This window comes from Paenibacillus hubeiensis, from assembly GCF_032334105.1.
Taxonomy (GTDB): domain Bacteria; phylum Bacillota; class Bacilli; order Paenibacillales; family Paenibacillaceae; genus Paenibacillus; species Paenibacillus hubeiensis.
Genome location: NZ_JAVYAE020000024.1, coordinates 1 through 12975, shown reverse-complemented (window position 1 = coordinate 12975; position 12975 = coordinate 1). Strand labels below are relative to the sequence as shown.

The 12975-nt window shown below is 47.4% G+C and carries 18 protein-coding genes and 1 pseudogene; 17 read left to right on the top strand and 2 right to left on the bottom strand.

Annotated elements, in window-relative coordinates; genetic code table 11:
* Positions 1–8: 8 nt before the first annotated feature.
* From RSX24_RS30680 to salA, 14 genes and pseudogenes are all read left to right on the top strand, one after another.
* Positions 9–317, top strand: a complete 309-nt coding sequence (locus RSX24_RS30680; protein ID WP_236421417.1) for a KOW domain-containing RNA-binding protein — start codon at positions 9–11, stop codon at positions 315–317.
* A gap of 3 nt (positions 318–320) precedes the next feature.
* The gene (infA, locus tag RSX24_RS30675) at positions 321–536 is read left to right on the top strand and encodes a translation initiation factor IF-1 (RefSeq protein WP_017692098.1); all 216 of its coding nucleotides are present in this window, start codon (positions 321–323) and stop codon (positions 534–536) included.
* A 151-nt stretch (positions 537–687) separates the two neighbouring features.
* Positions 688–801 carry a 50S ribosomal protein L36 gene (gene rpmJ / locus RSX24_RS30670; RefSeq protein ID WP_003333770.1) on the top strand — a complete coding sequence of 38 codons (114 nt, stop codon included), beginning with the start codon at positions 688–690 and terminating at the stop codon, positions 799–801.
* A 20-nt stretch (positions 802–821) separates the two neighbouring features.
* Positions 822–1190 (top strand): 30S ribosomal protein S13, encoded by a 369-nt coding sequence (gene rpsM / locus RSX24_RS30665; protein ID WP_095293406.1) that lies wholly within the window; start codon positions 822–824, stop codon positions 1188–1190.
* Between the two features lie 19 nt (positions 1191–1209).
* A complete protein-coding gene (rpsK, locus tag RSX24_RS30660; RefSeq protein ID WP_017692100.1) occupies positions 1210–1605 on the top strand; it encodes a 30S ribosomal protein S11 in 396 nt (131 codons plus the stop codon).
* A gap of 136 nt (positions 1606–1741) precedes the next feature.
* Positions 1742–2686, top strand: a complete 945-nt coding sequence (locus RSX24_RS30655) for a DNA-directed RNA polymerase subunit alpha (RefSeq protein ID WP_236421418.1) — start codon at positions 1742–1744, stop codon at positions 2684–2686.
* A gap of 33 nt (positions 2687–2719) precedes the next feature.
* Positions 2720–3085, top strand: coding sequence for a 50S ribosomal protein L17 (rplQ, locus tag RSX24_RS30650; protein ID WP_236421419.1), 366 nt, complete (start codon positions 2720–2722; stop codon positions 3083–3085).
* Positions 3086–3245: 160 nt separating this feature from the next.
* Positions 3246–4019, top strand: a complete 774-nt coding sequence (gene truA / locus RSX24_RS30645; RefSeq protein ID WP_236421432.1) for a tRNA pseudouridine(38-40) synthase TruA — start codon at positions 3246–3248, stop codon at positions 4017–4019.
* 202 nt (positions 4020–4221) lie between these two features.
* On the top strand, positions 4222–4659 hold the full coding sequence (rplM, locus tag RSX24_RS30640) for a 50S ribosomal protein L13 (protein ID WP_236421420.1): 438 nt from the start codon (positions 4222–4224) through the stop codon (positions 4657–4659).
* A gap of 19 nt (positions 4660–4678) precedes the next feature.
* The gene (rpsI, locus tag RSX24_RS30635; protein ID WP_236421421.1) at positions 4679–5071 is read left to right on the top strand and encodes a 30S ribosomal protein S9; all 393 of its coding nucleotides are present in this window, start codon (positions 4679–4681) and stop codon (positions 5069–5071) included.
* Positions 5072–5637: 566 nt separating this feature from the next.
* Complete coding sequence (locus tag RSX24_RS30630; protein ID WP_339274785.1) at positions 5638–6330, top strand: phosphoadenylyl-sulfate reductase; 693 nt, start codon at positions 5638–5640, stop codon at positions 6328–6330.
* 95 nt (positions 6331–6425) lie between these two features.
* A pseudogene (locus RSX24_RS30625) lies at positions 6426–6715 on the top strand (hypothetical protein).
* Between the two features lie 109 nt (positions 6716–6824).
* Positions 6825–7580: an N-acetylmuramoyl-L-alanine amidase CwlD gene (gene cwlD, locus RSX24_RS30620; protein ID WP_236421423.1), complete on the top strand. Its 756-nt coding sequence runs from the start codon at positions 6825–6827 to the stop codon at positions 7578–7580.
* A gap of 83 nt (positions 7581–7663) precedes the next feature.
* The gene (gene salA, locus RSX24_RS30615) at positions 7664–8761 is read left to right on the top strand and encodes an iron-sulfur carrier protein/transcriptional regulator SalA (protein WP_339278488.1); all 1098 of its coding nucleotides are present in this window, start codon (positions 7664–7666) and stop codon (positions 8759–8761) included.
* Between the two features lie 202 nt (positions 8762–8963).
* Here the strand turns inward: salA and gerD are convergent, their stop codons facing one another.
* Positions 8964–9716 carry a spore germination lipoprotein GerD gene (gene gerD / locus RSX24_RS30610; protein WP_236421424.1) on the bottom strand — a complete coding sequence of 251 codons (753 nt, stop codon included), beginning with the start codon at positions 9714–9716 and terminating at the stop codon, positions 8964–8966.
* A gap of 126 nt (positions 9717–9842) precedes the next feature.
* Here gerD and RSX24_RS30605 point away from each other — a divergent pair, with 126 nt between their 5' ends.
* Positions 9843–10475, top strand: coding sequence for a KinB-signaling pathway activation protein (locus RSX24_RS30605; RefSeq protein WP_343262749.1), 633 nt, complete (start codon positions 9843–9845; stop codon positions 10473–10475).
* A gap of 77 nt (positions 10476–10552) precedes the next feature.
* Here RSX24_RS30605 and pdaB read toward each other — a convergent pair whose 3' ends face one another.
* Positions 10553–11329 (bottom strand): polysaccharide deacetylase family sporulation protein PdaB, encoded by a 777-nt coding sequence (pdaB, locus tag RSX24_RS30600; protein ID WP_236421426.1) that lies wholly within the window; start codon positions 11327–11329, stop codon positions 10553–10555.
* Between the two features lie 134 nt (positions 11330–11463).
* Here pdaB and RSX24_RS30595 point away from each other — a divergent pair, with 134 nt between their 5' ends.
* Together RSX24_RS30595 and RSX24_RS30590 are read left to right on the top strand one after the other, a co-directional pair.
* Positions 11464–12081 (top strand): stage II sporulation protein M, encoded by a 618-nt coding sequence (locus RSX24_RS30595; RefSeq protein ID WP_343262748.1) that lies wholly within the window; start codon positions 11464–11466, stop codon positions 12079–12081.
* A 193-nt stretch (positions 12082–12274) separates the two neighbouring features.
* Positions 12275–12505, top strand: a complete 231-nt coding sequence (locus RSX24_RS30590; RefSeq protein WP_236421428.1) for a hypothetical protein — start codon at positions 12275–12277, stop codon at positions 12503–12505.
* Positions 12506–12975 lie beyond the last annotated feature (470 nt).

Here is a 12975-nt window from a genome sequence, read left to right as displayed (position 1 = left end):
GATAAGGCATGAACAATACCTCTACTCCGCAGCTCGGTCAACTTGTGAAGATCCGTAAAGGCCGCAATGCGGACCAAGCCGCAGTAATTGTTGCTATCGCGGACAGCAGGTTCGTATATATTGCGGATGGAGACAAACGTAAGTTTGATCAGCCCAAGAAGAAAAATATTCTTCATCTGGAGCTCCAGCCGATGATTAGCAGCGAGGTCGTAAACAGTTTAAACGAGAGTGGGCGGGTGACGAACGGAAAGCTGCGCTATGCGGTGCATTCGTTTCTGGAATCCACCAACATTCAAGCTGAAGAGAAAGGAGACTGAATTATGGCCAAGGAAGATGTCATTGAAGTGGAAGGTACCGTCCTTGAACCGCTTCCGAACGCGACGTTCAAGGTTGAGCTTGAGAATGGTCACCAAATTCTCGCTCACGTTTCCGGCAAGTTGCGGATGCACTTCATCCGGATCCTGACTGGAGACAAAGTGGTTGTACAGTTATCGCCTTATGACTTGACAAAAGGTCGCATAACTTACCGTAAATAGTTGTAGACAGTTGCAATGAACTGTGAAGCTTATGAGCGGGTTTTGCCCGGCAAAACTTGCGAAAGCTTCGAAGCCGGTTTTACAATGGTAAAACCAGGTCAATGCTTACGAAGAGAGTTTTGCTAAGCAAAACTTTGAGGAGGTAATTCACATGAAGGTAAGACCTTCGGTCAAACCGATTTGCGAAAAATGCAAAGTCATTCGCCGCAAAGGGAATGTAATGGTTATCTGTGAAAATCCGAAACACAAACAAAAACAAGGTTAATGAAGGGGGTGTAGCGTAAAATGGCACGTATAGCTGGTGTGGATTTGCCACGTGATAAGCGCGTTGAGATCGCCTTGACTTATATTTTCGGAATCGGTAAAACGACTTCCCAGAAAATTCTGAGCTCTACAGGCATCAATCCGGACACTCGTGTTCGTGATTTGACGGAAGATGAAGTCAGCAAATTGCGTGAAAGTATCGACAAAGAGGTCAAAGTAGAAGGTGACCTGCGTCGTGAAATCTCTTTGAATATTAAACGTTTGACGGAGATCGGATGTTACCGTGGAGTTCGTCATCGTCGTGGTCTGCCTGTTCGCGGACAACGTACGAAAACGAATGCCCGTACTCGTAAAGGTCCTCGTCGTACTGTAGCGAACAAGAAGAAATAATAAGGGGGGATAAGAGAAAATGGCTAAACCGAAAAAAGTCGTACGTACTAAACGTCGTGACCGTAAAAATATTGAATCTGGCGTGGCACATATCCGCTCCACGTTCAATAACACCATCGTTACCATTACGGATCCTCACGGAAACGCAATTTCGTGGGCAAGTTCCGGCGGCCTCGGATTCAGAGGTTCCCGTAAATCGACTCCGTTTGCTGCACAAATGGCTGCTGAGACTGCTGCCAAAGCTGCAATGGAACATGGTATGAAAGCCGTTGAGGTTATGGTTAAAGGACCAGGCGCTGGCCGTGAAGCTGCGATCCGCTCTTTGCAAGCCGCTGGTCTTGAAGTTAACCTGATCAAAGACGTGACTCCAGTCCCGCATAACGGATGCCGTCCTCCAAAACGTCGTCGTGTCTAATGAGATTTGCCCCTGCGTGTGGTATAAAAACCGTGCAATCTGCTAATAATGGTTGTTTAGGCATACTACTACATGTTTTCGCAAGAGAAGGTAAATGTTTCATAGAGGACCGACGTTTTGAAGGAGGGGTATTGCAGTGATTGAAATCGAAAAGCCGAAAATTGAGACGGTAAACGTCAACGATGATGGCACCTATGGGAAATTCGTAGTAGAACCGCTGGAGCGCGGGTACGGTACGACGCTGGGCAACTCGCTTCGCCGTATTTTGCTCTCCTCGCTGCCGGGTGCGGCAGTGTCTTCGGTTCAAATCGATGGCGTTCTACATGAATTTGCTACAGTTCCTGGCGTAATGGAAGATGTGACGGAAATTATCCTGAACCTGAAAGCTTTGTCGCTGAAGATTCATTCGGACGAGGAGAAAGTGCTCGAGATTGATGCTGAAGGCGAAGGAGTTGTAACGGCAGGAGACATTCGTGCGGATTCCGACGTGGAGATCCTTAACCCGGATCTGCATATCGCTACGCTTGGACCAGGTTCGAGACTTCATATGCGTATTTTTGCCAATCGCGGTCGCGGCTACGTCCAGGCAGATCGGAACAAACGCGATGACCAGCCGATCGGCGTCATCCCTGTCGATTCGATCTTTACCCCGATCAGTCGCGTCAATTATGCCGTGGAAAATACGCGTGTCGGCCAGGTAACCAACTATGACAAGCTCACGTTGGAAGTTTGGACTGACGGAAGTATTCGTCCGGAAGAGGCTGTAAGCCTTGGCGCTAAAATTTTGACCGAGCATCTGATGCTCTTCGTAGGTCTTACAGACGAAGCGAAAGACGCAGAGATCATGGTTGAAAAAGAAGAAGACAAAAAAGAAAAAGTGCTCGAAATGACGATCGAAGAGTTGGATCTCTCTGTTCGTTCCTACAATTGCCTCAAACGTGCCGGCATCAACACGGTACAAGAGCTGACCACGAAAACGGAAGAAGACATGATGAAGGTGCGCAACCTGGGTCGCAAGTCTTTGGAAGAAGTTCAAGAGAAGCTCGAGGAATTGGGACTGGGACTTCGTACAGAAGAATAACCAGCCGAGTGCTTGTGTGGAGGAGGGAAAACAATGGCATACCAAAAGTTGGGCCGTAACTCCAGCGCGCGTAAAGCTTTGTTCCGCGATCTGGTAACCGACCTGTTCTTGTACGAACGCATTCAGACAACTGAGGCTAAAGCAAAAGAGGTTCGCTCTATTGCTGAAAAACTGATCACGAAAGCGAAGCAAGGTGATCTTCATGCCCGCCGTCAAGTGGCAGCTTACGTTCGTCGCGAAACAATCGATGGAGAGCAAGATGCAATCCAAAAACTGTTTAGCGAACTGTCCACTCGTTACGCTGAGCGTCCAGGCGGATACACTCGTATCCTGAAACTGGGACCTCGTCGTGGTGACGCAGCTCCTATGGTTTACCTGGAACTGGTAGACCGCGCGTAAAAACAGATGGGATAAGAAAGGGGACAGAATCTGAGGATTTTGGATCATCCCTTTTTTTCTCTTCATTTCGGATTCCGCGCTGTAATTGAAGCTCCGAAAGGGGCTTCTTTTGCTGTTCGGGACAGGAACAGGCTTAGTATGGAACAAAGGTGAGGTAATGATGCGCAACTTGTGTATGACGTTGACCTATGACGGTACGGCTTATTACGGCTTCCAGTCGCAGCCGGACGGGAATACGATCCAGGATTATATTGAAAAGGCCATCTTTGAGCTAACCGGAGAAAAGGTCAAGATTACAGGCTCCGGCAGGACCGATGCAGGCGTTCACGCCCGCAGGCAAATTTTCAATTTCCACACGTCTTCCCAAATTCCGGTGGAACGATGGTGCGTAGCGTTAAACTCCCGTTTGCCTTCCGACATTGTCGTGATCGATGCGATCGAGGTGCCGCTTGATTTTCACTCCCGATATGAGGCGAAAAGAAAAACGTACCGCTATACCATCAATGCGAACCAATTCGCGGATGTGTTCAACAGGAGGCTGCAATACCATCACCATGCAAAGCTGGATATCGCGGCCATGCAGGAAGGGTTGCGTCATTTTATAGGGACGTATGATTTTACGACCTTCGCTTCGAGGCACTCGCAGAAGGATAACCATGTCCGTTCCATATACGACGCCTGGCTTGAGGTGGATCGTTCCATGTGCAGAGATAACCCGCGTGATCAAGGTGTGATTCACATTTATGTGACCGGTAACGGTTTTTTGCAGCATATGGTCCGAATCATGGTGGGCACGCTGCTGCAGATCGGAGAGGGCAAGCGGAAAGCCTCTGATGTGCCAAAGATGATTGCTGCGTGCGATCGTGCTGCTGCAGGTCCTACTGCGGTAAGTCACGGTTTGATGTTATGGGATCTGGAATACAAGAAAGAATAAATTTGGTTTACGAAACTGCAATTTATACTTGCGATTTTGTCCCTTATCCTGTAATATAAAAGTTGTGTTTTCTTAATGGCTTTCCCACAGCCCCAATTAAGATCTGCACAATGAACAACTATCCATCAACACCTAAAGTTATAACTTAACGAACGAAGATAAATGAAAATGATGATTGGAAACAATTAAGGAGGAACTATTCATGCGTACCACGTACATGGCGAAGCCAAACGAAGTTGAGCGCAAATGGCACATCATTGATGCTGAAGGCAAAACGCTCGGACGCCTGGCAAGCGAAGCAGCTGCATTGATCCGCGGCAAACATAAGCCACAATTCACTCCACATGTGGATACTGGTGATTTCGTTATCATCATCAATGCGGAGAAAATCGTATTGACTGGTAAAAAAATGTCCGATAAAAAATACTACCGTCACTCGATGCACCCAGGTGGTTTGAAAGTAACTACTGCTGAAGAGATGGTTAAAAACAAACCTGAACGTATGTTGGAATTGGCTGTTCGCGGCATGCTTCCTAAAACTCGCATGGGCGAGCAAATGAAGCTGAGACTCAAAGCGTACAGAGGCACAGAGCATCCACATGCAGCACAAAAACCAGAAGTTTACGAACTTCGCGGTTAATTAAAAGGAGGACAGTTTCATGGCACAAGTACAATACTATGGGACAGGTCGTCGTAAACATTCGGTAGCTCGTGTTCGTCTCGTACCGGGTGAAGGACGCATTGTCATCAATAAACGTGATATCAATGAATACTTCGGTTTGGAAACTCTTAAACTGATCGTAAAACAACCACTGACTTTGACTGAAACATTGAACAACTACGATGTTCTGGTTATCGCTCATGGTGGCGGAATCTCCGGTCAAGCCGGTGCAATCCGTCACGGGATCTCCCGTGCTCTGCTGAAAGCAGATCCGGAGTACCGTGCATCCCTGAAAAAAGCTGGATTCCTGACTCGTGACCCACGCATGAAAGAACGTAAAAAATACGGTCTCAAAGCGGCTCGTCGCGCTCCTCAGTTCTCCAAACGTTAATTTGTACGACAAAAGCCTTTGGCCTATGGCCAGAGGTTTTTTTTATCTTTCAAAGGAAGGCACAGATTTAATGAATGGATGAAGGGAAAGGGGCTGCAACCATGATTTAACTGTCGTTAAATTCATAATGGATGAAAGTCATCAGGATTTCTTATGGATTTCATCAGCATTACTTAGAGATGACGACAGAATACAGGACATTTCAGGCTTGCATTTTATTCCCTTAATTTCGATCTGATATGAAGCGTGGAACGTTTTAGTCTGAAAGGATGTATGATGAACAATTCGTAAAGCCTTGCTCCAGCAACGCCTTTGAATGCAGCTGTTCGAAATGCGCTCCCTTTAGTCAGGACCTGCGTTTGCACTTTTTTTCGCTGGCAATGTAAAACTGATGAAAGCTGCAGCTGAAGTGAATAAAAATAACAGCCCTTAACAGGCGTTGGAGGGCCATTTTTGCCAAATGTCAGGCATTGACAATGCCAATGAAAGATTTATACTATGTATAATTCATATTTGTTTAGTCGGTTTTATGTTTTTTGAAAAGCAGATTGGGGGGATATTCAATCATGAATTTGTTCGAAAAGGAAGAGCTTGCGCGCACGAAGGCCGAGGAGTTGGAGAACGCAAGTCCCGAGGATATAATTCGTTACGCGATCGAGACATTTCCGAACATTACGTTTGCATGCAGCTTCGGTGCAGAAGACGTTGTGCTTGTAGACATGCTGCAAAAGATCAGCCCGTCTACGGACATTTTTTATTTAGATACCGATTTTCACTTTAAGGAAACGTATGAGACTCGCGATAAACTGAAAGAGCGGTATAATCTTGACTTTGTTCGTGTTTCCCCTAAAATTACGCCAGAGGAACAAGCTGCACAGCATGGGGATGAGTTATGGAAATCTGACCCGAATGCGTGCTGCAACATCCGTAAAGTAGAACCGCTGACTCGGATTTTGTCCCAGTACGATGCATGGATTACAGGAATTCGACGGGACCAGGCACCTACACGCGCCAATGCGAAGAAGGTAGAATACGATTTGAAATTCGGGCTGATGAAATTCAATCCGATTGCCCATTGGACTTCCGATGATGTCTGGGAATACATCCGTGCGAACAATGTCATTTACAATCCGCTTCATGATCAGAACTATCCAAGCATCGGCTGCGAACATTGCACCCGTCAGGTCATGCCTGGCGAAGATCCACGTGCGGGCCGCTGGTCCGGAAACGAGAAAACAGAGTGCGGGCTGCACAAATAACCATATTCGATACAGCGAGCTGACAAGATAACTACGATTCTGCCTCATGGAGGTACGCTGGTACAGCGTGTCGCACAAGGAGAAGAACGTGAACAATTGCTGCGGGACAGCGAGAAACTGACCATGAAGGTGTAGGCGACTACTACGGCACGTATGAAGCACAAGAGATTTTCTCGAACTTTACGGCTGAAGAATTGGGCATTACGCCATTGTTCTTGAACATAGCTTCTTTTGCACCAAATGCAGCAACATGGCATCGAGCAAAACGTGCCCGCACGACAAATCACAGCATCTGACGCTGTCTGGCACAAAAGTGCGTGGTTTGCTCCGTAACGGAGAGTGCCCTCCACTGGAATTACGTGTTCTGAGGTCGCCAAGATCCTGATCGAAGAAATGACGGACCAAGTAAGCGTCTAGCGCTCAGGGGTATATTTGTCCACCTTGTCCCATATAGATGATTAGAGTCATTTATATGGGACGAGGTGGTTTTTTGTATGCGTAAAAAGGTGGGTAAACATTTCGTATTGTGGATTCGTTTACGCACGGTCAAACGGCTCTTATTCAGTCTGTGCCTTCTTGCCATGTTTGTAGCGGTAGTCTCTTATGAACTCCCTTCTGCCAAAACGTCGGGATACTGGAGCTTGCCTTTGGCCGGCAAAGTCATTGCCATTGATGCAGGACATGGAGGACCGGATGGAGGGGCCGTAAGCAAGCAGGGGGTCATCGAGAAAGATATTAACCTGTCCATCGCCCTGTATGTTCGTGACTACTTGCAGCAAGCTGGCGCGTTGGTAGTCATGACCAGGGAGATTGATCAGGACTTGGCTTCCCCGGACACCAAGGGATACTCCAAACGTAAAACGGAGGACCTCAAGCAGAGGGTTAGACGGATTGAGGATAAGCAGGCAGACCTCTTTATCAGCATTCATATGAACAGCGTTCCTTCCAACCGGTGGAGCGGGGCGCAGGTGTTCTATACACCTAACCACCCTGACAATGAAGCATTGGCCAATCTGTTGCAGTCCGAGATTATTCGCAATCTCGAAAACACCGACCGGATCGCCAAAACGGTGAATACGGTGTATCTTTTGCAGGCACTGAAAATTCCTTCCGCCCTAGTAGAGGTTGGTTTCTTGTCGCACCCTGAGGAAGCACGACTGCTTGCAGATGAGAACTATCAGCGGAAGGTCGCCGCATCCATCTATAACGGCATCTTGCGGTACTCGTCCGGGGAAAGGCCCAAAAGGTAGCCACAGGCGAGAATGAGAGTGGTATAATTAAGGCAGCATATTTAAATACATGCCAATAGATAAAGCTGAGGTGCTGTCTGATGATGTTATCAAAGGAACAGATCCTTGAACTATTGCAGCCTTTGCAAGAGCCACAACTGGGCGTTAGTTTGACGGAGCTGCAATGGATTCGAGATGTCATGGTAAAGGAACATCATGTGTCCCTCACCATCGTAACGCTGGACAATAAGCCGGAGGACACAGAAACTCTTCGTGATGCTGTACAAGCCATTTTATTGCAGCATGGGATCGAGGATGTACATATCCGGCTCCGTGCGGCATCCGAGCACGAACGGGATAAGGTATTGGGGGAATCTTCTATACCGGAAGAGGAGGATGAAGTCCTTGTAAAAGGCCATGCAGCCGGACTTGACGGCCATGAATTGCTTGACCCGGAATCCGGAGTACGCTTCATTGCAATTGCAAGCGGCAAGGGTGGCGTGGGGAAATCAACCGTTACGGTGAATTTGGCGACAGCGCTTGCACGGCAAGGCAAGAAGGTAGGGGTGATCGATGCGGATATCTACGGTTTCAGTGTGCCGGACATGATGGGCATCGAGGAATACCCTGTCGTGGAGGATGGCGTTATCCAGCCTGTTGAACGGTTTGGCGTCAAAGTGATGTCCATGGGATTTTTCATCCGGGAGAACAATCCTGTAATTTGGCGGGGTCCCATGCTTGGACGCATGTTACGGCAGTTCTTTACCGACGTGAATTGGGGAGAACTGGATTATATGTTGCTGGACCTGCCGCCTGGAACCGGCGACGTGGCTCTGGACGTTCATCAGATGCTGCCGCAGAGCAAAGAAATCATCGTCACGACGCCTCATGCCACCGCTGCATTTGTAGCAGCCCGTGCGGGAGCGATGGCGATTCAGACCAATCACGAACTGCTCGGCGTTGTGGAGAATATGGCTTACCACGAGTGCGGCAAATGCGGGGAAAAAGAATACATATTCGGTCGTGGCGGGGGCGGACAGCTTGCTGAAAGCCTGCACACCAAACTGCTTGCCCAGATTCCGCTTGGCTCACCGGATAACCACGTCTCAGAGCCGGATTTCTCGCCATCGGTATTCAAGGCGGATACGCGTATTGGAGCTCTGTATGATGAGGTTGCCCAATTGATCGATAACGAGTTCTGAAGACTAAAAAGGAAAGCTCGCATCCATGAAGGGTGCGAGCTATTGTTGAATCAGCATTTCCGCTAAAGCCCAGGCTGATCGATTGCTTTCTGATCATTACAATCCGTACCCCAATTAAAGCGAGCCGAGTTCGACGTCTTTCATAACAAAATATATGTGGATGATGTCCTGCCCCGTTGTTATAAACGTTTGTTTCGCTGTCTTATGAACCTTGGCCGCCGCCGCCACCACCGTCGCCGCCGCCGCCTCCATCTTTCCCGCCGTCGCCGCTATCTTGACCTTGGCCGCTTTGGCCTTCCTGCTTCTGTTGTCCGCCGCTTTCGACTTTCGGCTGCAACTCATCCTGCACAACCTTTTTGAGCAGTGTTAACACTTCCATGCGGAAAAGCGGATTTTGCATTACTTCCTGCATAACCGTCATGGTTTGTTTACGGTATTCGGGTGTTTTCGTCATGTCCATGAACATTTTGGACACCTCGGGGGACTTCATGATGTCCTCGATCGACTTTTGGTACGTAGGGTCTTTAATAAGCTGCATATGAAGCTGCTTGCTTTGCGCATTGACCACTTTGGCGAATTCTCCCGCAAATTGCGGATCCGTCATGATCTTTTCAAATTCCTTCTGGTACTCCGGAGCCGTAATTGTATCCTTCACCGCGATGCGGATCTGCTCTGAGGATTGCGCAGGCATCAGCATTTTCATGCCGATCGTCCCTGTTCCTCCTCCGCCTTGGCCAGAACCTTGTGTTCCCCCGGCCCCAGAAGAGCTTTGGCCAGTTATGGCCTCCTCCACGGCTTTTTTGCCTTCATCGCTTTTGAGAATATCGACGACCATTGTTTTCATCTCTTTATAACTGCCCTGGGGGGCCGAATAATTCTGATCTGAACCACAGCCCGCCAGTGCGACGGAGAGGCCCAGCATAACGCCGCAAAGCTGCCATAAAGGCCGTTTCATAGGCATAATCCCTCCTTGATGAGATACTGGATGTAGTATGTGATAAGCGCCTTCGAAATATGTTGGCCGATGATGGTTTTTTACTGTGAAGGTTGGTAAAATAAACAATCGGGGGGTGGAAAACATTTGAATTTGCGTAAATGGTTGTTTCTGTTTTGGACAGCCCTGCTGATTGGGGCAGTTGGTTCCCTCTTTACCGGTATTGCTATGATGTTGTTCAACGGGGAGAGGACGAATGGTCTCGCCGATATTCTGCTTTATCTCCTCATACTGCTCGGCTCGGGCGTAATGATTAGCGTTTATTCGCAAATGGGTTTTTTCGCTTATCTGATCTTGAATTACATGGGCAAAGGCGTTTTCCCTAAACGTGCCTGGCAAATCATTCAAATTGTGCTAACCATATTTGCGCTGCTGGATGTCATGTTTTTGCGGTTGTTTGTCGCAGGGGGGCAAGAAAGATTGTCGGACGTTGTGCTCGGCATCATCATTTTGGCGGCGGCAATTGTTACCGCTTACGTAAAGGTGAAGCAAACCCACATTTCCGCGCTGGTGCCTACGCTATTTTTCATGATTGCAGCAACGATCGTGGAAACAATCGGCGTACTCCGCATCGATGTTAATGCAGCCACCGTGTTTATTGTCGTTCCATTGCTTCTGTGCAATGCATACCAGATCCTGCTGCTGCACAGACTTGTGGAGGGGCAGGGATTAGCTCAGCCGATAAGCAGTAAAGGCAGAAGTCCTAAAATTGAAGCATAAAGCAGTCGATAAACGTATATGGATACATGACAAAAGAGCTAACCGGGTTAGCTCTTTTCGTTTGGCCTTTCGGGCGGTTACTGAGAAATGGCTTGATCGCGAACTTCAGATCCCTTAACGTTGGAATGGTTCAGCAGTTCGGACACGGTGGCAAACTCGTAGCCTTGTTGGCGCAGTTTGGCGATAATGGCAGGAAGCGCTTCATGCGTTTGTTTGGAAGAATCGCTTGCATGAAGTAGAACGATGTCTCCGGGGTGGGCTTTGCTGACAACGCGGTCCACAATGGTCTGTGCACCTGGATTCTTCCAGTCGAGGGAATCCGTATCCCACTGCACCACCTGGTAGTTCAGACTGCTCGCGACCTGGAGCACACGTTTGTCAAAATCGCCATTCGGCAGACGCAGGAGGTTTGGTTCTTTTCCCGTCAAATCGGTTAAAATGCTGTGAGCTGTCATAATTTGTTTGCGAATCTCTTCTTCCGTCATTCTGCTGTAGTTGTCGTGTTTGTGGCCATGACTGCCGATTTCGTACCCTGCATCTTTGATTGCACTGACGATTTCAGGATGTGTTTTGCTCCAAGGAGATGATAGAAAGAAGGTTGCTTTCTGCACGTTGTTCTCTTTGAGCACTTTTAGGATCGGTTCTGTGCGTTTGTCGCCCCAACTGATGTCAAAGGTAAGAGCGATCACTTTTTTCTCGGTGGGCACACTATACACAGCAGATGGCGTGTCCTCCGAAAATACGGAAACGTCCCCGGTTTCCAAATAGATGATTCCAATCGCAAACACGGCAGCAGCCAGCACGATCAGATACCGTTTGATTTTTTTGCCGCTGAATACATAGAACGAGTTCATTTCGCTAAGCGCCCCTCTCCCCTAAGAAATGCTTGTTTACTTTTCAATGTATGCTCGTACCGCCCAGTTATTCTTTAAGCCGGAAGGTTGTTTACGTACAAATTCGAAAAAAATAGAATCCGCAGGAGGTATTCATGTTTAAATTCAGCACCTTTCTAGAAGGTATGGGCTCCATTCGGAGCGCGATTTTATGGTCGTTCATATTGTTTGCCGCAGGAATCGGTATTGGGTGGATCAGTACGGGAGCGCTTGAAGATGTGTTATTGGGGCAGATCAGGGGCTTGCGCGAAGCCAGTGAGCAATTGGAGCAAGGGGGCAACGTGCAGTGGAACTTCTTCTTGTTCATTTTCTTCAACAATGCCATTAAAAGTGTGCTGGTCATATATGCCGGTATTTTCTTTGGAATATTGCCAGTGGTTTTTCTCCTGATTAATGGGATGGTGATCGGATTTCTCGTTAATGTTACGACGAGTAATGGTGCAAGTCTGTTCGATATCGTTGTTAAAGGATTGCTGCCTCATGGCATTATCGAAATACCTGTAATTATTATTGCCTGCGCATTTGGGCTGAAATTTGGCGGATTGGCGCTGCGTAGTTTGATTCAGCTTGGCGGCCAGAAACGTCAACAGACCGGTCTGCAATGGGCACAATTTCTGCGTATGACGATAGCCGCTTCATGTTGGATCGTTATTCTGTTATTTATTGCCGCCATTATAGAGAGCACGATTACGTATAGCATTGTGCGTGGATAAATTTGTATGCAATTACATTCATAATTTTTCTGAAAGTTGACCATAACAATAAAACGGGTGCCAGCAGTTACAATAAATCTTCAGTGAGGAACGGCAACCGCTGCTGACGCCGCGTTGTCAAATAGAATGCCTTTGTTTGCGGGAAAGGCGAGAGATGACATAACTATCCATATGCTGAAAAAGGAGAACTCTAATGCTGGGTATGCTGTTTAACGATAAGGAATGCAAGGAATTGGACTATGTTTTACGCAAAGAGCTGGATGAAATGCTTTTTGACTTAAGTGATCACCGACTTGACCAGGAAATCAAATACGCGATTGCAAGCCGATACAAAACGGTGTTCCGCATGTATGCAAGGTTCGCACCTCCCAAAGAGTTGTCCAAATATGCGAGAGGCGGCAAGGTTAAAAATTTCAAATCATGAAGCTTAAGAGCAGGGGAAATAGTTTCACGGTTTTATCAGGCAGGCGGAGGTGTTTGCACAGGATCGTAGGGCACGCCTCCGTATATATAAAGTTTTTTGGAGAAGCAGGGAAGAAATATTCCGAAAAGGGTTGACCTTTGGCGGAGCATATGATAAATTAACATTCGTTCCTTTTTAGGAATTCGTTTTTCTAGCAAGATGATTTTCTATGAAAAATAGAAGAAAAAAAGTTCTTGCAAAGAAGTTTTGAATGTGTTATATTATAAAAGTAGCCGCTGAAAAACAGCGAGGGCGAATATAACGAAGTTTGATCTTTGAAAACTGAACAACGAGTGAGTAATGCGAAGGTTTTTGGTACATGTCGTATGACTGTATAAAAACCGGAGCGACATGGAGATATTTTATCTCGTCAGATTCAAAATGAGCTAATCGCTCTTTTCAATACCTCAGATGATTTTCATCACGATTAA